Source organism: Micromonospora sp. BQ11, assembly GCF_052068135.1.
In the GTDB taxonomy this organism is placed as follows: Bacteria; Actinomycetota; Actinomycetes; order Mycobacteriales; family Micromonosporaceae; genus Micromonospora.
Window position 1 is genome coordinate 53,440 of the sequence record NZ_JBQHDB010000005.1, and the last position, 25,759, is coordinate 79,198.

The 25,759-nt window shown below is 72.5% G+C and carries 24 protein-coding genes; 11 read left to right on the top strand and 13 right to left on the bottom strand.

The genetic code is table 11. The features are described from left to right. The first annotated feature begins 194 nt into the window (after positions 1–194). From ACTMSW_RS12305 to ACTMSW_RS12340, 8 genes are all read left to right on the top strand, one after another. Complete coding sequence (locus ACTMSW_RS12305; RefSeq protein ID WP_441180701.1) at positions 195–686, top strand: hypothetical protein; 492 nt, start codon at positions 195–197, stop codon at positions 684–686. A 95-nt stretch (positions 687–781) separates the two neighbouring features. Continuing rightward, on the top strand, positions 782–1,396 hold the full coding sequence (locus tag ACTMSW_RS12310; RefSeq protein ID WP_441180702.1) for a class F sortase: 615 nt from the start codon (positions 782–784) through the stop codon (positions 1,394–1,396). A 66-nt stretch (positions 1,397–1,462) separates the two neighbouring features. Further along, positions 1,463–2,566, top strand: a complete 1,104-nt coding sequence (locus ACTMSW_RS12315) for a magnesium and cobalt transport protein CorA (protein ID WP_441180703.1) — start codon at positions 1,463–1,465, stop codon at positions 2,564–2,566. 292 nt (positions 2,567–2,858) lie between these two features. After that, positions 2,859–3,710 (top strand): formate/nitrite transporter family protein, encoded by an 852-nt coding sequence (locus ACTMSW_RS12320; RefSeq protein WP_441180704.1) that lies wholly within the window; start codon positions 2,859–2,861, stop codon positions 3,708–3,710. A 25-nt stretch (positions 3,711–3,735) separates the two neighbouring features. Beyond that, on the top strand, positions 3,736–4,518 hold the full coding sequence (locus tag ACTMSW_RS12325) for an SGNH/GDSL hydrolase family protein (RefSeq protein WP_441180705.1): 783 nt from the start codon (positions 3,736–3,738) through the stop codon (positions 4,516–4,518). Between the two features lie 55 nt (positions 4,519–4,573). Beyond that, positions 4,574–4,915, top strand: coding sequence for a hypothetical protein (locus ACTMSW_RS12330; protein ID WP_441180706.1), 342 nt, complete (start codon positions 4,574–4,576; stop codon positions 4,913–4,915). Positions 4,916–4,987: 72 nt separating this feature from the next. After that, on the top strand, positions 4,988–5,377 hold the full coding sequence (locus tag ACTMSW_RS12335; protein WP_441180707.1) for a YchJ family protein: 390 nt from the start codon (positions 4,988–4,990) through the stop codon (positions 5,375–5,377). 207 nt (positions 5,378–5,584) lie between these two features. Beyond that, a complete protein-coding gene (locus ACTMSW_RS12340; protein WP_441180708.1) occupies positions 5,585–6,364 on the top strand; it encodes a hypothetical protein in 780 nt (259 codons plus the stop codon). A gap of 45 nt (positions 6,365–6,409) precedes the next feature. Here ACTMSW_RS12340 and ACTMSW_RS12345 read toward each other — a convergent pair whose 3' ends face one another. From ACTMSW_RS12345 to ACTMSW_RS12360, 4 genes are all read right to left on the bottom strand, one after another. Next, positions 6,410–7,675: an MFS transporter gene (locus ACTMSW_RS12345; RefSeq protein ID WP_441180709.1), complete on the bottom strand. Its 1,266-nt coding sequence runs from the start codon at positions 7,673–7,675 to the stop codon at positions 6,410–6,412. A gap of 206 nt (positions 7,676–7,881) precedes the next feature. Then, entirely contained in the window at positions 7,882–8,835 is a 954-nt protein-coding gene (locus ACTMSW_RS12350; protein WP_441180710.1) for a mechanosensitive ion channel family protein, read from the bottom strand. Between the two features lie 92 nt (positions 8,836–8,927). Beyond that, on the bottom strand, positions 8,928–9,941 hold the full coding sequence (locus ACTMSW_RS12355; RefSeq protein ID WP_441180711.1) for a hypothetical protein: 1,014 nt from the start codon (positions 9,939–9,941) through the stop codon (positions 8,928–8,930). Between the two features lie 43 nt (positions 9,942–9,984). Beyond that, positions 9,985–11,649, bottom strand: coding sequence for a protein kinase domain-containing protein (locus tag ACTMSW_RS12360; RefSeq protein ID WP_441180712.1), 1,665 nt, complete (start codon positions 11,647–11,649; stop codon positions 9,985–9,987). Positions 11,650–11,962: 313 nt separating this feature from the next. On the opposite strand from ACTMSW_RS12360, the gene ACTMSW_RS12365 reads away from it, so the two are divergent. Continuing rightward, entirely contained in the window at positions 11,963–13,483 is a 1,521-nt protein-coding gene (locus ACTMSW_RS12365; protein ID WP_441180713.1) for a sensor histidine kinase, read from the top strand. Between the two features lie 63 nt (positions 13,484–13,546). On the opposite strand, the gene ACTMSW_RS12370 is transcribed toward ACTMSW_RS12365, so the two are convergent. Further along, entirely contained in the window at positions 13,547–14,548 is a 1,002-nt protein-coding gene (locus ACTMSW_RS12370; protein ID WP_441180714.1) for an RNA polymerase subunit sigma-70, read from the bottom strand. Positions 14,549–14,731: 183 nt separating this feature from the next. Then, a complete protein-coding gene (locus tag ACTMSW_RS12375) occupies positions 14,732–15,613 on the bottom strand; it encodes an SPFH domain-containing protein (protein WP_441180715.1) in 882 nt (293 codons plus the stop codon). Positions 15,614–15,803: 190 nt separating this feature from the next. On the opposite strand from ACTMSW_RS12375, the gene ACTMSW_RS12380 reads away from it, so the two are divergent. Further along, positions 15,804–16,496, top strand: a complete 693-nt coding sequence (locus ACTMSW_RS12380; protein WP_441180716.1) for an RraA family protein — start codon at positions 15,804–15,806, stop codon at positions 16,494–16,496. A 21-nt stretch (positions 16,497–16,517) separates the two neighbouring features. Here the strand turns inward: ACTMSW_RS12380 and ACTMSW_RS12385 are convergent, their stop codons facing one another. From ACTMSW_RS12385 to ACTMSW_RS12415, 7 genes are all read right to left on the bottom strand, one after another. Next, on the bottom strand, positions 16,518–17,123 hold the full coding sequence (locus tag ACTMSW_RS12385; RefSeq protein ID WP_441180717.1) for a GTP-binding protein: 606 nt from the start codon (positions 17,121–17,123) through the stop codon (positions 16,518–16,520). Then, the gene (locus ACTMSW_RS12390; protein ID WP_441180718.1) at positions 17,104–17,487 is read right to left on the bottom strand and encodes a DUF742 domain-containing protein; all 384 of its coding nucleotides are present in this window, start codon (positions 17,485–17,487) and stop codon (positions 17,104–17,106) included. The genes ACTMSW_RS12385 and ACTMSW_RS12390 overlap by 20 nt, the downstream gene beginning before the upstream one ends. Positions 17,488–17,493: 6 nt before the next feature. Next, positions 17,494–17,907, bottom strand: a complete 414-nt coding sequence (locus ACTMSW_RS12395; RefSeq protein WP_441180719.1) for a roadblock/LC7 domain-containing protein — start codon at positions 17,905–17,907, stop codon at positions 17,494–17,496. A gap of 27 nt (positions 17,908–17,934) precedes the next feature. Continuing rightward, complete coding sequence (locus ACTMSW_RS12400) at positions 17,935–20,199, bottom strand: sensor histidine kinase (protein ID WP_441180720.1); 2,265 nt, start codon at positions 20,197–20,199, stop codon at positions 17,935–17,937. Between the two features lie 239 nt (positions 20,200–20,438). After that, a complete protein-coding gene (locus ACTMSW_RS12405) occupies positions 20,439–21,797 on the bottom strand; it encodes a cytochrome P450 (protein ID WP_441180721.1) in 1,359 nt (452 codons plus the stop codon). Between the two features lie 43 nt (positions 21,798–21,840). Next, positions 21,841–22,794, bottom strand: a complete 954-nt coding sequence (locus ACTMSW_RS12410) for an oxidoreductase (RefSeq protein ID WP_441180722.1) — start codon at positions 22,792–22,794, stop codon at positions 21,841–21,843. 169 nt (positions 22,795–22,963) lie between these two features. Then, entirely contained in the window at positions 22,964–23,959 is a 996-nt protein-coding gene (locus tag ACTMSW_RS12415) for a helix-turn-helix domain-containing protein (RefSeq protein WP_441181054.1), read from the bottom strand. Between the two features lie 600 nt (positions 23,960–24,559). Between ACTMSW_RS12415 and ACTMSW_RS12420 the strand changes: the two genes are divergently transcribed. Next, positions 24,560–25,759, top strand: coding sequence for an acyl-CoA dehydrogenase family protein (locus tag ACTMSW_RS12420; protein ID WP_441180723.1), 1,200 nt, complete (start codon positions 24,560–24,562; stop codon positions 25,757–25,759).

The window sequence follows — 25,759 nt, forward strand, 5'->3', positions numbered from 1 at the left end:
GCGTCCCACGCGGCCGGCACCTGCGGCGCATCCGGTGCCGGTGGGTGGACACGTGACGGCAAAGAAGAATTCTCATTTTCACCGGATCGAGGGGCCAACCCTCCTAGGGTTGGTCACACCGGTGCTAGTCACGGAGTTGGCCACCCGAACGACGTCCCACGCAGTCAGCGGACGAAATGTGAGGGAAGACGCGTATGAAGGCACAGACAGTTCTCGCTACAGCGGTGCTCGGCGTGGGCCTCGGCACGCTGCTGCTCCCCGGTGCCGCGCTGGCCGACACCACGGTGTCACCGGCCACCACACCGGTCGGCGGCACGGTCGTGCTGACCGCCACCACGTGCGACCCGCAGTCCGGCGACGCGATCTTCCGCGTGACCGGACCGAACCGGGACCAGAACGTCCGCTCGACCACCGCCGCGGCGGGCGGTGGGCTGAGCGCCGAACTCTTCACCGCCGGATTCACCCTCGGCACGTACACAGTGACCGCCACGTGCGGCGACGGCAGCCCGGCGGGCAGCGCTACGTTCACCGTCACGCCGATCGGCGGGGCCCAGGCCGGCAGTGGCACCACCACCGACCCGACCGGGTCGGTCGCCGCCGGGGCCGCACTGCTCGGCTCCGCCACCGCGGGCGCCCTCATCCTGGCCCGCCGCCGACGGCACGCCGCCACGGCGGCCACCGCCTGACGCCACGAACCGCACGTCTCCATCCCTGAGACGGGTGCCCGCACCGGTGCAGACCGGGGCGGGCACCCGGGCGACCGCGTACGAGAGGTGGGCCGGTGCTCCGCAGCAGGATCGGATGGGTGCTCGTCTCGGTGCTCGGCGCCACCGGACTCGGGTTGGTCACCACCGGGCTGGCGGCCGGTCCACCCTCTCCGCCCCAACCACCCGCCGACGGGATACCGGCCGCCCCGCGGCCCGTCCCGGCGGTGCCGCCACTGCCCCGCGCCGATCCGGTGGGCGTGTCCATCCCCGCGATCGGCGTGGACGCGCCGCTGGTCGCGGTGGGCGCCGACGCGCAGGGCGCGCTGGAGGTGCCGCCGCTGGACCGCCCCACCGTCGCCGGGTGGTACCGGCACGGCGTCACCCCCGGTGAGACCGGCAACGCGGTCCTCGTCGGGCACGTCGACTCGGCCGCCGGACCGGCTGTCTTCTTCGACCTGGGCCGTCTGCGCCCCGGCGACACGGTGCGCGTCACCCGGGTCGACGGCCGCGTCGCCCGGTTCGCCGTCGACGCCGTCGGCTCCTACCCGAAGGACCGTTTCCCGACCGACGAGGTCTACGGCACCGGCGCCGTGGCGGGCCTGCGCCTCATCACCTGCGGCGGTCGGTTCGACCGGTTCAGCGGCAACTACGTCGACAACGTCGTGGTGTTCGCCACGCGGGTCCCCTGACGCGCCACGCGCGCCACCTGCGTACGGTGTCGGACGCGGGATGGTCGGCGCGGTGGAGGTGCACGGGTGGATCAGCGGGTGCGGGAACGGTTGCGGCTGCCGGCGATGGTGACCCGGTTGCTGGGCATGACGGTTCCGGAGCAGGCGGCCCGGGAGCCTCGACGGCCCAATCCCGACGCGGTGGTCGACTGCGCGGTCTACGTGGACGGTCGGCGCGAGCCGGGCCGACCGCACTACGCCGACGCCTACGCCCGGAGCCGGCGGGGTCGCAACGCCTTCGTCTGGCTCGGCCTGCACGATCCCGGCGCTGCCGTGATGGCCGCGGTCGGCCGGACCTTCGGCCTCGACGAACTCACCGTGGAGCACGCTCTCACCGACGGGCACCGCCCGACGATGCGGCGCGACGGCAACGTGACCCTGCTGGTGCTGCGCACGGCCGGGTACGTCGAGCACGCCGAACTGACCGACACCTCCGAGGTCGTCGACACCGGTGACGTGCTGGTGCTGCTCGGCGACCGGTTCGTCATCACCGTCCGGCACGGTGCCGCCGGGGCCCTCGCGGCGGTCCGGGACGAGATCCAGGGCCACCCGTCGGTGCTGGCCGAGGGGCCGTGGGCGGTCGCGTACGCGGTCTGCTCCCGCATGGTCGACCTCTACCTGGAGGTCGCCGGCCACGTCGAGCGGGACCTGGAACGGGCCGAGGAGTCGGTGTTCGCGCGGGACCGCTCGGCCGACATCCAACTCCTGTACCAGCTCAAACGGGAGGTCGTGGAGTTCAAGCGGGCGGTGCTGCCGTTGCAGGCGCCGCTGCGCACGGTGCTCGACGGCCGGGAGGACGGCCCACCGCCCGGCCTGCGCCGCCGGTTCGGCGACGTCGACGCCCGGCTGGCTCGCGCCGTGGACCGGGTCGCCGCCTACGACGATCTGCTCACCTCCATCCTCCAGTCGCGGCTGGCGCAGCTCGCCGTCGACCAGAACAACGACATGCGCAAGATCGCCGCGTGGGCGGCCATCGCCGCCACCCAGACCGCCATCGCCGGTGTGTACGGCATGAACTTCACCCACATGCCCGAGCTGGGTTGGCGGTACGGCTACTGGGGCGCCCTCGGCCTGATGGCCCTGGCCGCCCTCACCCTGCACCGCCTGTTCCGCCGCTCCGGCTGGCTCTGACCCCTCCTCCGCGCCCCCGTCCCCTCCCCCCCGCCGCACCCACACCCCGCCCGCGCACCTCGCCCCGCCGCGATCTTGCACCTTGTGTCGCCGATATGCCTGCTTGACGTCGTTATGTCGCGACAGAAACTGCAAGATCGCGGGCGGGGCTAGGGCGGGGGCGGAGCGGGCGGGGCCGAGGCGGGGGCAGGGTGGGTATTGCTGATTGTCTCTGTGCCTGGGGCGTCAAGGGGGCACCTCGGGGTACGAGGGCCGTCGAGGGTCGCACCGGACCCGAGGCGAGGAGGGACGCATGGCCGCCAAGGAGCCCGCCGAGATCGCCCAGGCCGCCGTGGCGACCGGCGTGAAGAAGGCCCAGCTGCGCTGGGACAAGACACTGGTCGGCTCGTTCCTGGCCGGCGCGTACATCGCCTTCGGGGCGCTGGTCGCCATCGTCGTGTCGGCCGGCCTGGACCCGGCGACGTGGGGCACCCTGCCGACGCTGTTCACCGGCGCGGCGTTCACCCTGGGGCTGGTGCTGGTCGTCATCGCCGGTTCGCACCTGGTCACCGGCAACATGCTGCTGGTGCCGATCGGGGCGATGAACGGCCGCCTGTCGATCGGCGACGTCGCCCGCAACCTCACCCTCACGCTGCTGGGCAACCTGCTGGGCGCGATGTTCGTGGCGTACTTCCTGGCCGTCTCCACGGGAGTGATCGGGGACACCGGCAGCGACGCCGGCGCGCCGGCCGGGATGGCGTACGAGCGGCTGGCCGGGATCGCCGAGAGCAAGGCGCTGCACGAGAGCGAGTGGCAGATCTTCCTGCGCGGGGTGGGGTGCAACTGGCTGGTCTGCCTCGGGGTGTGGCTGGCGCTCGCGGCCGACAACGTCTCCGGGAAGGTCCTCGGCATCTTCTTCCCGATCATGGCGTTCGTGGCGATGGGCTTCGACCACGTGGTGGCGAACATGTTCTTCCTGCCCGCCGCGATCTGGGCGGGCGTGCCCGGCATCGGCTGGCCCGACGTGCTGAACAACTGGCTGTTCGCGTTCCTCGGCAACCTGGTCGGCGCGGTGGTCTTCGTGGCGACCTCCTACTGGTACCTGTTCCTCAAGGACGAGGACGTGACCGGGGTCCCCCGGCAGCGGGCCCACGAGGAGGCGTGATCCCCGCGCCACTACCCTCGCGGGCATGTGGCAGCGATACGTGGCGATCGGTGACAGCACCAGCGAAGGGCTCGACGACCCGGACGGCGCCGGCGGGTATCGGGGCTGGGCGGACCGGTTCGCGTACGCGGTGGCGCGGTCGCAGGACGGCGGGCTGGAGTACGCGAACCTCGCCATCCGGGGTCGTACCACCGCCCGCATCCGCGCCGAGCAGCTGCAACCGGCGCTGGACCTGGCACCGGACCTGGCGACCGTGGTCGCCGGGATGAACGACGTGCTGCGCCCCTCCTTCGACGCGGCACGCATCGCCGAGGACGTCGGGGCGATGCAGGAGGCCCTGGTCGCGCAGGGTGCCACCGTCCTGACGTTCACGCTGCCCGACCCGGTGCCGGTGATGCCGCTGGCCCGCCCGCTGCGCGGCCGGATCGTGACGCTCAACGCGGCGCTGCGCGCGGTCACCGCGCAGACCGGCGCCACCCTGCTGGACTTCGCGGCGCACCCCGTCGCCTCCGACCCTCGCCTGTGGAGCGACGACCGGCTGCACGCCAACAGCGCCGGACACGAGCGGATCGCCGCCGCCCTCGCGTACACCGTCGGTCTTCCGGGCACCGACGACGCGTGGACCCGGCCGCTGGACACGCCGCCGCGCCGGCGCGGGCACGAGGTTCTCCGCGCCGAGGTGGGGTGGGCCCGGCGGCACCTGCTGCCGTGGGCGGCCCGGCACGCCCGCGGCCGGTCGTCCGGCGACGACCGCGCCTGCAAGCGCCCCGTCCCGCTCCCGGTCGACCTCGCCGGCCACGGCGTTTGACCGCCGGGGCCCGGGGAAGCCACTGCCCCCAGGGCCGATTCGCGAAGGAGCGACGATGGCGGACGCAGGGCGGGCCAGGAAGGCCACCGGGGCGCGCAAGGCCCCGATGAAGCGGACGGCGGCGGCCAAGAAGGTGGCGACGGCGACGAAGCGGGCCGCCGGGGCGACCGCGGCCAAGAGCCCGGGCGAGAAGCCCACGGAGACGACGGCCCGGGTCGCCCGGAAGAAGGCCACGTCCGCCACGGCGGCGCCGACCCGCGCCCGCAAGGCGCCGGCCACCAACCCACCGGCCAAGAAGGCACCCGCGACGAAGGCGGTGGAGAAGAAGGCGCCGGCTCGCCGCGCGACGACCATGGAGTCGTTCGGCAGCCGACGGACACCGCGCACCTCCCGCTGACGCTTCCACGTCCCGACCGCCCTACCGGGGGCCGTTCGGCGTCGCGATCGTCCGGTGCGACAGGATGAGCCGGTGGAGACGCGACCGGGAGCCTGTCCGTGTGGAAGCGGCCTGCCGTACGACGAGTGCTGCGGCCGGCTACACCGGGGCGAGGCGGACGCGCCGACCGCCGAGGCGTTGATGCGCTCCCGCTACAGCGCCTTCGCCGTCGGCGACGCCGCGTACCTGCTGCGCAGCTGGCACTCCTCGACCCGCCCGGCACGGTTGCGCCTGGACCCGGGTGACCGGTGGACCGGCCTGGAGGTCGTCGACACCGCACGCGGCGGCCTGTTCGACGCCACCGGCACCGTGGAGTTCCGCGCCCGGTACCGCGAGCGGGGCCGGGCCGCCACGATGACCGAGCGCAGCCGTTTCGTGCGCGAGGACGGGCGCTGGGTCTACCTGGACGCCGAACCGACCTGACCGGCGAGGGCGTGCACGCCGGGGAACCACGGGGTTACGATGGCTCCGGCGCCGTCCTGCGCCTCACCTCCCTCCCGGTGCTCACGCCGCCGGCCTCGCGGAGGCAAAGGGGGCCTGAGCCCTCGGGACGCGGTGCCACATGCCCCACTCCGGCGGGGTCGACGGGAGCGTGAGTCCTGCGACCGTGCCGTGGACAGGGAGCATGTGATGACCAGTCACCGCGCGTTCAAGGCCCGGGTACGGGCCCGGATGACCAAGACCGGCGAGAGCTACACCACCGCCCGCCGGCACCTGTCGGTCCGCACCACCGGCGGCACGTCCGACCGGTCCGGACCGGTGCCGGCCGAGCCGACCGCCGACCAGCCGACCACCGCGGAGCTGCCGCCGGCCGGGACGCGGCCGACCGAGCCGCCGGCGGGCTCGGGCGGCACCGCCGGGCAGCTGGCCCGCACACCGGACCCGCTGCTGCGGGAGCGCACCGGCCGCGGCTGGGACGAGTGGTTCGCCCTCCTCGACGGCTGGGGCGGCACGGAGCACACCCACACCGCGATCGCCGCCTGGCTGGTGACGACGCACGAGGTGCCCGGTTGGTGGGCGCAGACGATCACCGTCGGGTACGAGCAGGCCCGCGGCCTGCGCGCGCCCGGTCAGCGCCGCGGCGGCGGGTTCGAGGCCACCGGCAGCCGTACCGTGGCGGTGCCCGTCGGGCGGCTGTTCGACGCCTTCGCCGACGAGACGCTGCGCCGACGCTGGCTCCCCGACGTCGAGGTGCGGGTGCGTACCGCCACGGCGCCGAGGACGTTCCGGGCCGACTGGGCCGGCGGGCCCACCCGGCTGGTCGTGGGGTTCGCCCCGCTCGGCGACACGAAGTCCCGGGTCGCCGTACAGCACGAGAAGCTCACCGGGCCGGAGCAGGCGGCCGAGCTGAAGGCGTACTGGCGGGACCGGCTCACCGCGCTCAAGCAGCTCCTGGAGGGGGAAGCCTGAGCAACGGCCCGGCGGCGGTCGCGTCGACCGCCGCCGGGCCGTCCGTCACCCCACGTGCCCGGCCGTCTGCCGGGTCGTCCTCCGCGCGACCGTACCGGCACCGGTCAGCAGGAGCAGCGCGACCAGGAGGTACGGCGCGGCCGCCACCGCGAAGGCGATCCCGTTGCCGGCCCCGGTGGCGAGCAGACCGTACGCGGCGTACACGGCGATGACGGTGACGTCGGTGGCCATGCCGGCCAGCGAGGTGACCGTGGCCCGGCTGGCGCCGGTGATCCGGGCCTGCAGACGGGCGTCGGCGAGCACGGTGGCGAGTTGGAGGCCGCAGAACGCCACCCCGATCAGGGCGAAGCCGGCTGGGTGGTCGAGCAGCGCACCGGCGGCCAGGACCGCGGCGGAGAGCGCCAGCAGCAGGGCGTACCCGGGACGACCCCACCGCTCCCCCGCCGGTGCGAGCAGCCCGCCGACGCTGACCCCGACCCAGGTGAGCAGGAGCAGCAGCGGCACGGTCGCCTCGGTGACGCCGGTGTCGCGGGCGAGCAACGGCGTGTACTCGTCCAGGGCGCCCCAGATCCCGCTGACGGCGGCGACCAGCAGCACCGCCGCCCGGACGGCCCGGTCCGTGTGGGCCTCGGCGAGCCCGGCGCGCAGGCTCGCCCACCACCCGAGGTCGTCACCGTCGTCGGTGTCGCCGTCGCCGGCGCCCCGGGCAGGCGTCGTGCCGGGGTGGCGGTGTTCGGGAAAGCGGGTCGCGACGGCGGCGGCGGCCAGACAGGTGAGGACGCTGGCCGCCCCCACCGCGAGGTAGTCGCCGACGGCCAGCACGGGGCTGGCCAGCAGGATCGAGAGCAGCACACCGACGGTGCCGGCGGTCTTCGCCCGGCCGATGGTGCGCGCGTACCGACCGGCGGCACCCAGGCGGTCGAGTTCGTCGAACACCAGCGCCTCCAGGGCGCCGGAGGCCAACGCCCCACCGGCGCCCCAGAGGAGGAAGCCGAGGGCGAACGCCGGGTACGACGGGGCGAGCACCCAGAGGGCGAACCCGGCACCGGTGACCAGTGGCGCCAGGCAGAGCAGCAGCCGCCGCGACAGCGCGTCGGCGAGCGCGCCGGAGGGCACCTCCAGCAGGATGCTGCTGGTCGACCAGATCACGAACAGCGTGGAGATCTGCCACACCGTGAGGCCGGTGTCGCTGAACAGCAGGGCGTACACCGGGTAGAGCAGGACGAGTTCGCTGAGGAACGCGTACCCGTAGAGGGTCGCCGCCAGCCGGTGGACCGGGCGGTCGGGCGGGCGTACGGAGATGAGGGTCATGAGGCCTTCCCGTGGGATCGGAGCGGACGCCGGACGGACGGCGGCCGGGGCGGCCCACGGGAACGGCCCCTAGTTGTGGATCAACATCGCCAGGTCATGCCCGCGATCGTAGACGGCGGTCGACGTCCGGGCCACGGGTTTCGCTCCGGACACACGACGGGGTGGGACCCCTGCGGGTCCCACCCCGGTACGCGGTGACCGACCGGTCAGCGGCGGTACTTCTCCCCGTCCGGCGACGGGATGACCATCGTCGCCTCGGCGTCCTCGGCGGTCGGCTGCGCCGGGATGGTCCCGGCGCGTGAGGTGACCTGGGTGGTGTCGGCGTCGTACGCCCGCACCGCTGGAGTGGCGTCGGTGCCGCCCGGCACCGGCTGGGTGACGTCGGCGTCGCCGGTGGCCGGGACGACCTGCGTGGTGTCGGCGTCGGTGGTCGAGCCGGCGAGGTGGGCGGCGGTGTCCCGGCGACCGGCCTGGTAGGCGCGGGCGTGGGTGGCGATGAGCTGCGACTCCTGCTCGGCGCGGGCCAGCCAGGACTCCCAGCGGCTCTGCATCGGACGGACCAGGCCGCCGCCGACCCCGACGACGAGGATGCCGCCGATCGTGGCCAGCACGGCGATCAGCACCGGGGTGGTGACGGCGGTGGCGACGCCGATCTGGTTCAGCGCGGCGATCACGCCCAGGCCGAGGATGAAGACGTACGCGATGGTGGCGAGGATCCGGCCGTAGGAGAGGCCACCCAGCGCACCGCTGACGATGTCGCGCACCGCGTTGGCGATCGCGGCGGCGACCACGACGATGACGATCGCGACGAAGGCGCGCGGCAGCCAGGCGATGACGCCGGCGATCAGGTCGGAGATGGGGTTCGGGCCCCAGATGCCGAAGGCGAGCTGGAGGGTGACCAGCAGGACCGCGTAGTACGCGAGCTTGGCGACGATGTCGCTGGCGTCGTAGCGGGAACGGGCCAGCGCCCGACGGATCCCGCCGCGCTCCACGGCCCGGTCGAAGCCGATCCGCTCCAGCACCTTGTCCACGACCTTGAGCACGGCCTTGGCGATGAGCCAGCCGACCACCAGGATCAGCACGAAGGCGACGGCCTTCGGCAGGAAGAGCATCACCGCGCGGAGGGCGTCGCCCACCGCGTCACCGAATCTGTCCGACATCTCTATGCCTCCACCACGCGTGTCCGCTTCCGTCGGGTCGGCACCTACCCGGACGGGCCACGCGGGAAACAACCGAGCGTGGTGGGGGCGGGTCAGCGCCGGCAGTCGTACACGACCGGGGCCTGCGCCTGGAGCGGCGACGGGGAGACGATGTTGACCGTGGCGGTCTCCGTTGTGGAGCCGACACCGGTGAACGCCCAGCGCAGCGTCAGCGTCGCCGTCCGCTGGCCGCGGCCGACCCGCTCGGTGAGCAGGGTGCCGGGCGTGCTGCCGGAGCGCAGCCACTGGTAGCGGATCTCTCCCGCCCGCCCGTTGGTGGTCACCGTCGCCACCACGTCCACGGTCGCGTCGCACCCCGCCGGTGCCGGCGCCGCCACGGTCACCCCGCCGACGTCCAGGGGGCGCAGCCGCTGCCAGAGGTAGAGCCCGACGACGACCACCAGGGCGACCGTGAGCAGGCCGGACAGCACCGACGTCGCGGTCCGCCACAGCGGTCGGCGGCGGGCGGGCGGCGCCGGGGTCGGCCACGCGGGCGCCGCCGGCGGGGTGGTCGGCACGCCGGGCCCGAACCGCACCTCACCGCCCACGTTCCCGACCGCAGCCGATCCGGTACGCCCCGGCGCGATCGGCGCGGCCCCGGTGGTCCGGCCCGGATGGGCGGCGGTCGACTCCGCCGAGGTGGGGTACCGGGTCGGGTGCGTGCCGGTGCGGTAGGTCGCGCCGTCGGTCCGGTGGCGTGTCGTCGGTGCCTCCGTCCGCAGGCGCGCCGTCGGCTCGTCGGTGCCGGTGTCGACCGGCGGGACACCGCGACGCAGGTCCACGGTCTCGTCGCCGACGTGGACGGTCGCCGCGTCGGCCGCGAAGCGGGTGGTCGCCTGCTCGCCCGCCAGGTGGACGGTGGCCTCCTCCACCGGCGGGTGGACGGTCGGACCGCCCGCCGGTAGGTGGACGGTCGACTCACCGGCTGGCAGGTGGACCGTGACCTCGTCCGGTGGCGGGGCCGGACGGTGCGGACCCAGCCGCATCGTGGCGCCGTCGGCGGGGACGCGATCGGTGGGGACGCGGTCGGTGGGCAGCGCCTCGGTGGGGTCGTTCGGCTGGCTCATGGCGGCCCGCTCTCCGTCCTCGTGGTCGACGTGGTCGCCCCGGTCAGCCCGGGGTGCAGAAGGAGTAGAGGCTCACGTACGCCGGCGCGCTCGCCGCCGAGGTGTTGCCCGCCGCGTCGACGGCGACCACCCGGACCTCGATCCGGGCGGTGTTGCCCGGTCGGGGAAGGTCGCCGAGGACGCCGGTGAAGACCGAGCGCCCGGCGGACGTCATCGCCACCGTCGCCGTACGGCCCTCCAGCGTGTACCGGAAGCTGACCCGCAGCTTGCCGGCCGTGGTGCGGTCGTCGGTGACGGACGCGGTGACCGTGCTGGCCGTCGGGCCGTACGGGCAGCCGGCCGGGTCGAGCGTGCCGGGACTCGCGGCGACCTTTCCGACTATCGGCGCGACCCGGTCCGGCGGAGGCGGCGGACTGGTGGTGGGTGTCACGCGGGGCGGCGCGGTCGTCGGTGGGGCCGTCGTGGTCGGTACGTCCGGCGGGGCGGACGTGGTCGGCGCGGGATCACCGGTCGGTGTGGCGGGAGCGGTCGGCACGGCCGACGCCGACGCCGACGCCGTGACCGTCGGGGTGGCGGTCGGTGTCGCCGGGTCGGTCGCGGTGGCCGACGGCGGGCCGACGGTGGTGGCGGCGGCGGGCTCGGGACCGCCCCCGGCGGTGGTCAGTGGCTCGTCGCGGGAGGCGTAGCTCAGGCCGGCGCCGCCGAGCACCAGCGCGACCACCACGGCACCGGCGAGCACCGCCGTCCGCGCCCGGCCGGTACGCAGGCGGCTCCACCGGCCGGAGCCCTCCCCCAGCGTGGTGCTGGCAACGCTGGTGGCGCCGCCGGTGCCGTCGGGGAACGGGAACAGCGCGGCGAGCAGGGCCGCCCGTCGGGCCAGGCCGCCCAGCCCCCGCTCCTCCCACTCCGGTCCGTACGCGTCGGCCGCGACCTGCTCCAGCACCGCCAGGAACACCTGGGCGGGTTGCGGTCGCTCGTCGGGCCGTTTGGCCATGCCGAGCCGCAACAGGTCGTGCAGCGGCTCGGGCGCCGCTTCGGTGGGGATCGGCGCCTCGGCGTGCTGGCGGCGCAGCGTGAACAGGTCCCGGCCGTCGTAGGGTGGGCGGCCGGTCACACACTCGTAGAAGGTCGCGGTGGCGGCGTAAATGTCGCAGGCCGGGCTGGCCGGGGCTCCGGTCCACTGCTCGGGGGCCATGTAGCGGGGCGTGCCGGTGACGCTGACGCCGGAGCTCTCGCCCACCGGCATGGCGATGCCGAAGTCCGCGAGTTTGCTGGCGCCCCCGGAGGTGACCAGCACGTTCTCCGGCTTGTAGTCGCGGTGCACGACGCCACGCTCGTGGGCCGCGCCCAGCCCGGCCAGCGAACCCTTGAGTACGCACAGCGCCGACTCCGGTGTGGTGGCACCGTGCGCGCGCAGCATCTGCCGCAGTGAGACGCCGTTGACCAGTTCCATCACGATCGCCGCGCCGGCGGGCGACTCGACGTACTCGTAGAGCCGGGACACGTGGGGGTCGTCGATGTCGGCGAGCAGCCGCGCCTCGGTCCGGAACGCCTCGCGGAAGGAGGGGTCGTCGCCGATGTCGGCGGTCAGGTACTTGATGGCCACCGGCGTGCCGGTGACCTCGTGGACGGCGAGGTCCACCCGGCCGGACGCGCCGGCGCCGAGCTGGCGGACCGTGCGATAGCCCGAGAGCCGCCAACCGGTCACGTGGTCACCCCCTCCGTCCGGGGTGGACGGACCACCCCGGTGGTCATTCTGGTCGCGCCGCCACGGCCGGCCATCGGCGCAACGGGTGCTTCCGGCCCCCCGGTCGTCGCCAACGGGGCGGGCGTCGTGGCGGCATGGTCGATCACGGGCACACGGCCACTGGTAGCACCCCGGGGCAAGCCCTCCGTCGTACCCTGCGCCGGCACCGGCCGGCTGGTCTAAGGTGCAGGCCGTGAGTAGTGGCACCACTTCACCGGACGCGAGCGGCGGGCGCCTGACGACCCGCCGCTGGCTCAGTGTCATGTTGCTGACGATGACGGCTCTGGTGCTGGCCGGCGGGGGCTTCGGCGCGGTCGCGCTGCGCCACACCGCCGCCGTGTCGGACCGGCTCGCCGACCGGATCGCTCCGGCCCGGACCGGCGTCGGGCGGCTGGAGGTGCACCTGCTCCACCAGGTGGCGGCGGTACGGGGGTACGCCGTCACCGGCGACGAGGGCCTCCTCGACCCGTACCGGGAGGGCGTCGACGCCGAGCGGGAGACGGTGGCCCACCTGCGGAGGCTGCTGGCGGACGAGCCGGACGCGCTGGGCGACCTGGACCGGGTCGAGACCCGCGTCGCGGCCTGGCGGTCCGACTTCGCCGAGCGGCTCGTCGCCGCGCGACGGGGCGGCTCCACACCGCAGCAGCTGACTCCGGAGGTGGTCCGGGCGACGGCGGCCTCCGAGGAGGCTCGTGCGGAGCTGGACGGGCTGGCCGCACGGCTGGACGGCCTCCGCGCGGCCGGCCGGGACGACCTGGACCGGGCGCGCGGGCTCCGCGACCTCACCTTCGTGGCGATCCTCGCCGCGCTGCTGGCGACGAGCATCGTCGCCGCGGTGCTGGTCCGCACCGCCGTGCTGCGGCCCCTGGAGCGGCTGGGCGCCTCGGTGCGCCAGGTGGCCGGCGGCGACTTCCGGCACCGGCTGCGTCCGGAGGGGCCGGCGGACATCGCCCGACTCACCGCCGACGTGGAGTCGATGCGGCAGGTGGTGGTCGACGCGCTGGAGCGCAGCCAGCACGACCGGGACGCCCTGGAGCAGCAGGCGGCGGAGCTGCGCCGCTCCAACGAGGACCTGGAGCAGTTCGCGTACGTGGCCTCGCACGACCTCCAGGAGCCGCTGCGCAAGGTGGCGTCGTTCTGCCAGATGCTCCAGCGCCGGTACGACGACCAGCTCGACGACCGGGCCCGGCAGTACATCGGGTTCGCCGTCGACGGCGCGAGCCGGATGCAGGAGCTGATCAACGACCTGCTGACCTTCTCCCGGATCGGGCGGGTCTACGCCGAGCTGCGCGAGGTCGAGCTGGCTGCGGCGTTCGCGCAGGCCGAGGCGAACCTGTCCCGCGCGGTCGAGGAGGCGGGGGCGGGCATCACGTGCGACCCGCTGCCGGTCGTGCACGGCGACCCGACGCTGCTCACGATGCTGTGGCAGAACCTGCTCGGCAACGCGGTCAAGTTCCGCCACCCCGACCGGGCCCCGGCGGTCAGCGTGACGGTGGACGACGCCGACGGGTTCTGGTCGTTCGCGGTGGCGGACAACGGCATCGGCATCGACCCCCGGTACGCGGACAAGATCTTCGTCATCTTCCAGCGGCTGCACCCGCGCGGCACGTACCCGGGGACCGGCATCGGGCTGGCGGTCTGCAAGAAGATCGTCGAGTACCACGGCGGCACGCTCAGCCTGGACGAGACGTACACGGGTGGGGCGCGGTTCGTGTTCACCCTGCCGAAGGTGCCCGCGGTGGTCGTACCCGGACAGGCGGGGGAACCGGCGGCGGAGTCGGCGGCGGCGGTCTGAGACCGGCCGGCGCGGCCGCCCGCGCGGACCCCGCCGGGCGTACGGGGTGCCTGGACCACCGGACTACTCCGTGCCGTTCGCCGGCAGGCGCTCCGGCAGCCCGAGCCGCGGGAACCGGTCGCCGTGGAAGGTGACGATCTCGGTGATCGCTCCGCCGGTGACGCGCAGGACGTCGATCGTCAACGGCAGGTACGCGCCCTCCTGTTCCCGCCAGAGGTAGAAGGCGACGGCGGGCTGCCGGTTCACGGAGGTGGGCACCCCGCGCAGACCCTTCAGGCCCTCGAAGCCGTCCTCGACCCAGTTGTCGACGACCGTGTCGCGGCCGACATACAGGCCCGGCGTGGGCGGCATCGAGCAGCGGACGTCCTCCCGCAGCATCGAGGTGAGCGCCGGAATGTCCGTGGCCACGCTGGCGGCGGTGAAGCGGCGCACCAGCTCGCGGGTGCCGGCGTCCTCCTCGCCGCCGGTCCAGTCCTGCCGCTCGGCGGGCAGGTGCTCCCGCATGCCGGCGCGGGCCCGCTGCAGCGCGCTGTTCACCGAGTTGACGGAGTCCCCGAGGAGCTCCGCGACGTCCTTCGCCGGCCAGCCGAGCACGTCCCGCAGGATCAGCACGGCCCGCGGGCGCGGCGCGAGGTGCTGGACCGCGACCAGGTACGCCAGCTCGATCGTCTCCCGCGCGACGGCGACGGTCTCCGGCTCGTCGGCATGGCCCGCGGGCAACTCGTCGAGCAGCCGGTCCGGGTAGGGCTGCAGCCACCGCACCTCGCCGCCGGTCGCGGGCTCCGGGCGGCACTTGGCGAGCAGGTCCAGGCAGGCGTTGGTGGCGATCCGGTACAGCCAGGCCCGGAACGTCGACCGTCCCTCGAAGGTCTCCCGCCGCCGCCAGGCCCGGAGGAACGTCTCCTGCACGGTGTCCTCGGCGTCCTCGAACGACCCGAGCATCCGGTAGCAGTGCACGTGCAGCTCCCGCCGGTGCCGCTCCGCCAGCCCCGAGAACGCCCGCTCGTCCACCTCCCCCAGACCGCTCACGCCCGTGTCCTCCAGCCGTGTGTCCGCACTCATCACGCCATCCTCGCGTCTCGTCGTGTCCCGTCCTAGGTGTGACGGGTGCGGGCGCGAGAACTCATCACCACGGTCGGTGGGCATGGGCGGGCGCGGACGCACGGGCGCGCGAAGTTCCTGAGGACGTGTGCGGAGGCGACGCCGTCCGGGGGCGGTGGTCCGATGGGGGCGGGCGGCAGTCGGCCCCTACCGCTGGAGGCCGTCGCGCTGGTGCCCGTCACCGCTGACCGACGCCGGCGGCTGCGCCGTCTCGCCGGCCGTCTGCACCTGGCCGTCCGGGCCCGGCGCCGCGGCGGCCTCGGTGACGGACTGCGAGAACCGGTCGAAGAAGCGCAGCAGCTCGACCGGGAAGGGCATCACCAGGGTGCTGTTCTTCTCCGCCGCCACGTCCACCACGGTCTGCAGCAGCCGCAGCTGGTACGCGCCCGGAGTGGCCGCCATCGCCCGGGAGGCGTCGGCGAGCCGCCGGGACGCCTGGAACTCGCCGTCGGCCGCGATGACCCGCGCCCGGCGCTCCCGCTCCGCCTCGGCCTGGCGCGACATCGAGCGCTTCATGCCCTCCGGCAGCGCCACGTCCTTGACCTCGACCCGTTCGATGCTCAGGCCCCACGGGCCCTCCGTCGGGGCGTCGATGACGTTCTTGAGGTCCTCGTTGACCTTGTCCCGGTCGCCGAGGAGGGTGTCCAGGTCGACCTTGCCGATCACCGACCGCAGCGCGGTCTGCGAGATCTGGAGGACGGCCGCCGGGTACTCCCGCACGTTGACGAGGGCCTTGACCGGGTCGACCACCCGGTAGTAGACGACCGCGTCGACGGTCAGGGTGACGTTGTCGCGGGTGATGGCGCCCTGCGCCGGCACGGCGATCACCGTGGTCTGCATGCTGACCCGCACCATGCGGTCGACGACCGGAATGATCAGGCGCAGGCCGGGCTCCCGGACGGGCGACACGACGCGGCCGAAACGGAAGACGACGCCGCGCTGGTACTGCTGGACGATCCGGACACCGAGGGCGACCACCAGCGCCAGGAGCGCGACGACGATCACCACGCCGACGATCGTGGCTTCCATGGCACCTCCACATCCCCTCGACGGCGCCCGCCGCCCGGCGGCGGCTACCCGCTGTGCCGGGAAGTAGTCCTGCCGGCCTCCTTCGGAGGTGGCCGCCGATCGGGAACTGGATCTGGCCGCCGGAGGTCCCGCCGTGTTCGGTGGAACGAGGTGGCGAGCCGGCCACGCCGCACCTGTCGGGAGGAACCTCGTGATCGAACGCTTCGCCGACCTGTCCACGCCGACCGTCGCCGACGCCTGCGTACGCCTCGGGGTGCCGCTGCGGGCGGCGCCGGCCGGCGTCCGGGCCGTCGTGGCCGGCCACCGGCTCGCCGGCCGGGTGCTGCCGGTACGACACCACGGCAGCGTGGACGTGTTCCTGGAGGCGTACGCCCACGCGGCGCCGGGTGACGTCCTGGTGGTCGACAACGGCGGGCGGACCGACGAGGCCTGCGTGGGTGACCTGACCGCGCTGGAGGCGGGCACGGCCGGGGTCGCGGGGCTGGTCGTGTGGGGTCTGCACCGGGACACCCCGGAGCTGATCGAGATCGGTCTGCCGGTGTTCAGCTACGGCAGCCTGCCGCTCGGCCCGACGCGCCTGGACGAGCGGGAGCCGGCCACCCTGACCAGCGCCCGGTTCGGGGCGCACCTGGTGACCGCCGACGACCTCGTCGTCGCCGACGACGACGGCGTGCTGTTCCTGCCCGCCGCCCGCGCCGGTGAGGTACTGACCACCGCGGAGGGGATCCGGCGGACCGAACGGGTGCAGGCACACCGGATCCGGTCCGGGGAGACGCTGCGCGCCCAGACCGCCTTCGCCGACTACCTGGAGCGTCGCGCCGCCGATCCCGCGTACACGTTCCGCGCCCACCTGCGCCGGGTCGGCGGCGCGATCGAGGAGTGACGGGGCAGGACCGGACCTGGGTCAGGCTGAACCGGCCGTTCCGGCGGGAGCGAACATGGCCGTCTGTACGTGTTCGATGAGGGTGATGAGGACGCGCTTGCTGGATTCGCGGTCGCGGGCATCACACAGCAGCACGGGTGTGCCTTCGTCGAGGTCCAGGGCTTGCCGTACCTGTTCGACCGTGTATCGGCGGGCGTCGTCGAAGCAGTTGACCGCCACCAGGAAGGGGGTGCCGCGGCTCTCGAAGTAGTCCAGCGAGGGAAAGCAGTCGGCGAGGCGGCGGGTGTCGGCGAGAACGACGGCTCCGAGCGCACCGAGTGCGAGTTCGTCCCAGAGGAAGGCGAAGCGGTTCTGGCCGGGAGTGCCGAACAGGTACAGGGCGAGATCGTCGCTGATGGTGATGCGGCCGAAGTCCATGACGACGGTTGTCGTGGTCTTCTCACCGACGCCAGAGGTGTCATCGATGCCGATGCCGCGTTCGGTAAGGTCTTCCTCGGTGGTCAGTGCGCGGGTCTCGCTCACCGACCCCACGAAGGTCGTCTTGCCGACGCCGAAGCCGCCAGCGATGAGGATCTTGACGGCCGTGGGCGTGCGCCGGTCACGGTCGTCAGAGCGCTCGGAGCCCATTGAGGACATCCTCCAGGGTGCGGTGGTCGTGGGTGATCAGTCGGGGTGCAGGTTCCCATACCTCGACGAGCTCGCGGACGAGGAGGTCTCCCAGGAGCACTCGAACGGTTCCGAGAGGCAGGTCGAGGTAGGCGGAGACCTCGGCGACGGACATGGCCCCGCGGCACAGTGTGAGGATGCTGAGGTGCTCGGGCGCGAGGCCGTGTCGCTGATCGTCAGGTCGCTGGATGGTCCTGATGAGAGAGACGAGATCGAAGCGGCCCGTGACCGGCCGTGCGCGGCCACGGGTGACGGCGTAGGGACGAACGACGGGTCCGGGGTCGTCCTCGACCGGTGCGGGATCGGCGTTGTGCCCTGCGGCCATGCTCGCTTACGCCCCTGCGCCGGTGCCGTCGGAGCGCGCGGGTGCGGCGAGGTGACGTCCGGCCTGTTTCACGAGCTTCGCCATCTCGAAGGCGATGAGACCGAGGTCGGCGTTCTCGGTGGCGAGGACGCTCATCGAGGCGCCGGAGCCGGCAGCGGTCACGAACAGGTACGTCGACTCCATCTCGATGATGGTCTGCTGGACCGGTCCCCCACCGAAGCGGCTGCTGGCACCTCGGGCGAGACTTTGGACGCCGGAGGCGAGCGCGGCGAGGTGCTCGGCGTCATCGCGGCCCATGCTGGTGGAGAAGGCCAGGAGCAGCCCGTCGTTGGACAGCACGATCGCCATGTCGACTTCTCGGACCCGGGCGACCAGGTCGTTGAGCAGCCAGGCCAGATCGGTTCTCACCGCGTTCGTCATGTGCGTGTCTCTTTCGAGGGGTTGGGATCAGTTGCCGGAAGCGGTCAGCGTGCCGTCACCATGGTGATCGTCGTCCGCGCCGGCGGCCCGGCCTCTGCGGGTGCCGTCCTGGTAGGCGGTCATCTTCCGGCGTACCACCTCAGGGTCGCGCTCGGCGGCCGGCGCCGGGTGTGGTGCCTCGGCGGCGACGGCCTGAGCCGCGCGGCGGACCCGCCGCGGCAGGCCGGCGTCGGTGACGCCGCCGGCCGCTGCGGGAGGCCTGCCCGGGGTCCGCTCAGGGGTGACCGGCGCCGGGCGCCGCTGGGTAGGAACGACGGCGGTGGACGGCTGAGCCGGGCCCTGCCCGGTGCGGGTCTGCTGTGCGCCCACGACGGCAAGGGGCTGCGTGTCCACCTGCGAACCGCTCAGGGCTGCGTCGCCGGTAGCCGCGTGCGGATCGGTGATGAGGTCGCTGGGAATGAGGACCACCGCGGTGGTGCCGCCGTACGCCGATTCCCTGAGGTTCACGCGCACGCCGAGCCGCGCGGCGAGGCGCGCCACCACGAACAGCCCGAGTTGGGGGCTGTCGGACAGGCGGAAGCCGCCCGCCGAGCCCAGCCGGGCGTTCGCCGCGGCGAGATCGTCGGGGTCCATGCCGAGACCGCGGTCCTCGACCTCGATGGCGTAGCCGGTCGCCACGAGTTGGCCGGTGACGGTGACGGGTGTGGTCGGCGGGGAGAACGACAGCGCGTTCTCGATGAGTTCAGCGAGCAGGTGGGTGGCGTCGGCGACGGCGCGTCCGACCAGCCCCCCGTCGGCCATGGGAAGGACGGAGACGCGGGTGTAGTCCTCGACCTCGGCGACGGCTCCACGTACGACGTCGAGGATCGGGATGTCGTGTTTCCAGATTCGCGGCGAGATGGCACCGGTGAGAACGATGAGGTTCTCGGCGTTGCGGCGCATCCGGGTGGCCAGGTGGTCCAGGTCGAACAGACGCTCCAGCGTGGCGGCGTCGTCCTCCTTGCGCTGCATCTCGGTCAGCAGGGTGAGCTGCCGGTGCACGAGGCCCTGGGTCCGGCGGGAGATGTTGAGGAACGTCGCACTGACGTCGCGGCGCAACTCGGCCTGCTCCACAGCGGACCGGATGGCGGTGTGCTGCACTTCGTTGAACGCGCCGCCGACCTGACCGAGCTCGTCGCTGCCGTAGTCGAGGTCGGGGGTCTCGGCGTGTACGTCGACGCGTTCGCCTCGGCTGAGCCGCTCGACCACCGTGGGTAGCCTGCTCGTGGCCAGGTCACGTGCGTCACGGCGGAGGCGGTCCATCCGCCGGACGAGTTGCCCGGAGGCCAGCACCGACGCCCAGACCATCAGTGCGCCGAGACCGGTGGCGAACAGCAGGCGCAGCACGACGCCCGCGACCACGGGGATGGCGGCGGCGACCAGGGCGTCGCCCCGAGCGAGGATCAGATCGTTGACGGCGTCACGAGCCGACTGCGAGGTACTCTGCCAGTCCCCGAGGGTCAGACGGGCGGCGCTGGTCGGCCCGGCGGCGATGACCTGGTCCTCGAAGCGTTGCAGACGCCCGAAGGTGTCTCCGGTGGTGAGTTGCCGCAGGGCGACCTGGTCGTCGGCGGGCAGCCTCGGAGCGGTGTCCTGGATGACGAACCGGTAGATGCCCACCAGTCTGGTGAACTCGGCGTGCTCGGCGGCACTGAGCTGCCCGGCGCTGAGCGCGCCCGTCACCAGGGCGTCCTGCCGGGACATCACCTCCCACGCGCGCTTGAGGTCGATCAGGTTCGCGGTGGTGTTGCCGATCTGCTCGTCGTCGAGCTTGCCGAGGGAGCGCCACACCCGGAAGATGCTGTCGATCACGCTGGTGTAGCCCGCCATCGCGGTGGCGCGGTCCACGGTCACGCCGTCGATGGGCTTGCGGGTGTCGCCCAACTGCTCCAGCTGCGCCACGGTGTCCCGGATGAGCCTGTCGGTCTCTTCGCTGCCCGCCAGTCGCGCCTGCCACCGTTGCGACTGCGCGATGAAGGTGGCCACCGCGGCGTCGGTCGCCTCGCGCGTCTCCTCGAGGGCAGCCCGGTCACGTACGGCGCTGCCGAGGTAGACGACACTGGCCCGCCGCTCCTGTTGCAGGGTGGCGATCAGCGGTTCGCTGGGCTCGTAGACCTTGGCGTTGAGTTCGTTGACGCCGAGCATGTTCGCCCCGTCCCGCAGGGTCATCCACGCGGCGAACGCCCACAGCAACACCAGGGCGGTGACCAGGAAGGCGACCTGCCTGCGCAAGGTGATCGTGCGGGAGCTCATCACACCGTCCCCGTGGAGAGAGTTTGCGGGATCGCTCGCTTGGTCGGCCTCACGCTGCTGAGAGTGGCTGCCCGTAAGCGCGCAGAAACGGTAGCAGTGCCCGTTGCGTCCCTCAAGGTCGTCACATCGACGGCTGTCCCACCTGCGACTTGATGGGGCGTGGGCGGCAGGCGAACCGTCGAGGGCGCCGCCGCGGTCCGCTTTCCGGGTGCCGGCCGGGCCGGCATCCGTGGGAACGATCAGGGGCGTGGGGCGAGATGGACCAGGACATCGCCCTTCGGACGCAGCGACACCGATACCGTCGGTCGGATCGGTCGAGCGGTGGCCACCCGAACGGTGAACCGGCTCATGATCGCGGCGGCCGCCAGCGCCGCCTCGATGAAGAAGAAGGCTTGTCCCAGGCAGCGGTGCACGCCGCCGGCGAAGGGGAAGTACGCGTAGGGGTGGCGGCCACGGCGGGCGCCGGGCGCGAAGCGCTCCGGGTCGAAACGGGTCGGGTCCGGCCACAGGTCCGGCAGCCGGTGGGTCAGGTACGGGCTGAGCACCACGGTCGCGCCGGCCGGCAGGGCAACACCGCCGAGGGTGTCCGGGGACCGCAGGGTGCGCGGGATCATCCACGCGGGCGGGAACAGCCGTAGGGACTCCTCCAGCACCATCCGGGTGTAGCGGAGGCTGCCGACGTGCTCCGGGGCGACTGGTCCGTCGCCGAGGACGCCGTCGACTTCGGCGCCGATCCGCGCGGCGATGTCGGGGTGCGCGTCGAGCTGGACGAAGGTCCAGGTGAGAGCGAGGGCGGTGGTTTCGGTCCCGCCAGTGAACAGGCCGACGACGTCGTTGCGGACCTGTTGGATGTCCAACGGCCGCCCGTCCGGGCCGGTGGCGTGGGCGAGCATCGACACGACGCCGGGCTGCGGCTCGGTCCTGCGGGCCTGCGCGATGTGCGGCAGGAGGATCGAATCCACGGTACGGACGGCCCGACCGAAGCGGCGGTCTCCGGGAAGCGGGATGCGGTGTGAGACGAACGGCATGGCCAGGCGCGCCCGCATGGACCCGAACGCGGTGGCGATCTCGTGGCCCACGGTGTCAGCTTCGTGGCTGGGAATCTGCTCGCCGAGGAGCACCCGCCCGAGGACGCGGTGGGTGAGGCGCATCATCTCCCGCGCCAGTTCAACCGTCTGCCCGCCCGCGGTGCGCTCGGCGAGGTCGTCGACAGCACCGTTGACGGCCTCGACCATGCCGGGTACCAACGCGCCGACGGCCTTCGCGGTGAACAGCGGCTCGATGAGGCTGCGGCTGCGTTCCCAACCGGGCCCCTCGGCACCGATCCCGTCGCTGCCCTGCAGCCGCTGCATGGCCTCCCACATCATTCCCTCACGCAGGTACGTCTCCCGGGAGTTACGCCAGACGTGCTGCACCTGCTCGGGGTTGGTGACGAGGTAAGGCTTGAACAGGCCAAGGTGGAGCTGGACCATCTGGTCGCCGTAGGCGTCGCGGATGCCGTCGAGCTCGCCGAGAGGGTCCTTGCCAAGCGCACCGAGGCGGGTGTAGAGGCGGTGACGGGGTACGGAGTGGATGGGGATGTCGGTGCCAGCCGTCATGACAGCGCTCCTCGAGGTCAATCGGTGCGGAGGTGACGTCCACCTAGACCATCCGGTAGGTCACGCCGGTCAGTTCCTGCGAGCGGCTCCACAGCGTTCGCTGCAACTCCTCGTCGCGAGCACGCGGGCCCAGGTCCACGCGCACGGGGCGCCCGGTCAGACCCTGCCAGCCGGCCGGCCCGTACACGTCACCGCCGCGGACCTCCGGGTCGGTGGCGGCTCGCACCGCGGGCAGGGCCGCCGAGGGAATGTCGTGGGTGAGCCAGTTGGTGCACCACTGCGTCTCCGGGCGGGCGAGCAGCCTCATCCACCGGGGTCCATCGCGGGTGATGTCGGTGCGTGCTCCCCCGGGGTGCGCGGCGACGGACATCATCGGGGCGTGCGCGGCGTCCAACTGCCCCTGCATGTGGTACATCGTCAGCAGGTTCGCCAGCTTGCTGTCGCTGTACGCCTGGAAGGCGCGGTAGCGGCGCGTCCGCCAGTGCAGGTCATCGAAGTCGATCGAACCCTTGCGCTGGGACAGGCTGCTCACCCACACCACCCGGGCAGACGGCGCCGCCAGCAGCAGCGGCATCAGGTGGCCGGTCAGCGCGAAGTGTCCAAGGTGGTTGATGCCGATGTGCTGTTCGAAGTCGTCTGCGGTCCGGCGCGGCGGACCGACCAGGGTCATCACGCCGGCGTTGTTGATCAAAACGTCTAGGCGGTCATGGTGGCGTGCGACGGCGTCGGCGGCGGCGCTGACGGACGCGAGTGACGCCAGGTCGACGGTCAGGACGCTCACCGTTCCGGCCGGTGCCGCAGCGGTGATGGCGGCGACTGCTGCTTCGGCTCTGACCTGGTCCCGGCACGCCAGCACGACGGAGGCGCCTCGATGAGCGAGAGCGGTGGCCGTGGCATGGCCGATACCAGTGTTCGCGCCGGTGATCAGTACCGTCTTGCCGCTGAGGTCCGGGATCTGGTCGATACCCCAACTCAGCGTGGTGAGGTCGCTTCGCACCGGAACAGCCTATGGCGTTGGCGCGCTCTGCGGGACACCCCCGATCTCCGGTGGATCAGCCAGAGGCCGACCTACGGGTGACGCCGGCGGCTGGGGTGGTCTTCGTCGGCCATCATGTCTCGGCCGACCATGCGTCCAGTCGGCGAGCTCCTACGAGCGGTCCCACGGCCTACGTCGCGCTTCTCTCGCGGACCGACCGCGCGGACTGGCCGTAGGTTGCACGGAACAGGCGGCTGAAGTGCGCTTTGTCGGGGAATCCCCACCTCGCGGCGATGGCGTAGATCGGTTGAGATCTCAGCAGTGGATTCACCAGGTCCCGCCGGCATCGCTCCAGTCGCCGCCGACGGATCACCTGGGCGACAGAGGCCTCCTCCCCGGCGAACATCCGATGCAGCGTGCGCAGCGAGATGTGGTGCGCACTGGCAACGGCCTGCGGGTCCAGGCCGGGATCGCCCAGGTGACGGTCGATGAAGGCGTCGATCTGGAGCCGAAGCGCATGCTGACGCGTCTCTGTGGGGAGCTTGTCCTCGGCGTCGACCTGCTGAGCGAGCGTGGCAGAGATCAGGTCCAGGGCGATGGTGCTCAGCCGGCCACCGTCTGCCGCGGTGTACTGCTCCGGGTGCAGAGCGATCTGCCGGAGGAACTGCGCCAGCAGGGCGCCCATACCGGTTGACGCGGAGACGTTGCCGGCCAGCAGCCGAGTCACCTTGTCGTGCGGCAGCGGCAGCGCGGTGTGCGGGATGTTGACGGTGATGGTGTTCAGCAGCTCTCCCGGCGAGGCCGCCTCGTGGCGCGCCTCGAAGGGGCGCGAGTTGTCCAGCAGTGTGAACTCGGCGGGTCGGACGAGCGTTCCGCGTCGATCCTGGGTGAGCAGACCCTGGCCCGTCCGCGTCAACGCCAGCTGATACAGCTCCGGATCGGCCTGCCGGATCAGCCTGGGTGTCCGGTTCATCGTCAGCGACGGATACGTGAAGTCAGTGATTCGCAGGGCGTCGAGTTCGATGGAACGCGCGTGTGCGTCGAAGCAGGCCACGTGCGGGCTCGCGATGAGGGCCGGAGCGGTGCTCTCTACCACCTCCAACCACATCGGATACCGGTCGGCCGCCGCAACGTGACGCGTGTCGAAGACGTGATGCGGAAGCATGCAGGTCGCCCCGCGCGCCATGCCCACCCCCCAGCCTTGCTACGTACGCACGTGCAAGTGCGAAATTCTACCCCGGTCGCGCGGGCGGACGGCGCCGCGGTCGAGCCGGCCGCCGCCGTGTGCCGGTGCTCGCCGCCGAACGACGACCGGGTCGGCACGAACACCTCCGACCCGCTTACGTCGCAGGGAGTGTGGCCGCCGACGCCCACTGAGGACTGACCTTGAACTCAGCATCCCCTGATAGGAGGATGGAGTTGTGGATCTTTGTGCGGATACGATCGATGAGACCGGCGGGAGGCGCAGTGAATTGAGACAGCACGCATCTGCTGGTCGTCGCATCGCTGCCATGCCGGGCCCACGTTCGCACACTCCTCGGTCGGGGCCGTGAGTGGCCACGAGTGCCGGTCGGCACCGGCACTCGCGACGCTGCCGCAGCCGGTTCGGCCACCGGATCCGATCGTCCCCGCAGCCTGCAGCCCGACGGAGCCCGAATCGTCCGTCGAACCGCTGCCGCACCAGCGGTGAAGCCCGGACGCGCGCGACGGCGACCAGAACCTTCGTGGCCTGGCCGGACACCCCCGAAACACCCCAGGCCGGTAAACGACTCACGAGGAGATCCGCATGGAGAGCTACTTCACCACGAAACGTCACGAGCGACTACGGGAAGAAGTGCGAGCGTTCGCGGAGGCCGAGGTCCGCCCTCGGATTCCGGAGATGGAGGCGTCTCGCTCGGTACAGCACGAACTGTCGCGGCTGATCGCCCGTCAGGGCTGGATCGGTGTCACGATCAGTCCCGACTACGGGGGGATGGGCCTGGGACACCTCGCAAAGACGATCATCATCGAGGAACTCTCCCGGGTCAGCGGCGCCATGGGCGCCATGGTGCAGGCCAGCCAGCTGGGCGTGGCCAAGATCGTGCATTTCGGCAACGAGAGTCAGAAGAGGCAGTGGCTACCGGCCATCGCCGACGGAACGTGCCTGCCCACCATCGCGGTCACCGAGCCACAGTCCGGCGGTCATGTTCTCGGCATGGAGGCCACCGCCGTACGTGACGGCGACGACTACATCCTGAACGGCCGGAAGGTGTTCGTCGGCAACAGTCACGTCGGCGACCTGCACGGCGTGGTGGTCCGCACCGGCCCGGGTTCTCAGGGCCTGTCGGCCTTCCTGGTCGAGTCGGACCGTTCGGGCTTCTCGCTCGGCCCGCATCGTGCCGCGCTGGGCCTGCACGGGTTCAGTTTCGGCGAACTCGTGTTCGACGACTGTCGCATCCCCGCGACGAACCGGCTCGGCGTCGAAGGGGACGGCCTGGCCGTCGCCTACTCCTCCAGCATCCTGTACGGCCGGCCCAACCTGACTGCCGTCTCCCTGGGCATCCACCAGGCTCTCCTCGAGGAGACCTCGGGCTACGTCGCCGAGCAGCACCGCTACGGCAAGCCGCTGCACGACCTTCTCCCGATCAAACTGAAGGTCGGGCAGATGCAGTCCCGACTGATGACCGCCCGGCTGGCTGCCTATCACGCGGTGCACCTGCTGGATCAGGGTCTGCCGTGTGATGCGGAGCTGATGAACGCCAAGTTCGTCAACGTGGAGTACGCCCTCGACTCTGCGCGTAACGCAATGGAGGTGCACGCCGCCTGCGGGCTCTATCCCGACCGCCCGGTAGAGCGCTATGTCCGCGACGCCTACCACATCTTCGCGCCGGCCGGCACCTCCGACGTCCAACTGCTCCGTCTCGGCGAGGTGGCACTGGGCATGTCGAAGGGACAGTGGTCGGAGCGGCTCGCCGCCTCGTCGCGAGAAGCGGCGGCCACTGCCTGA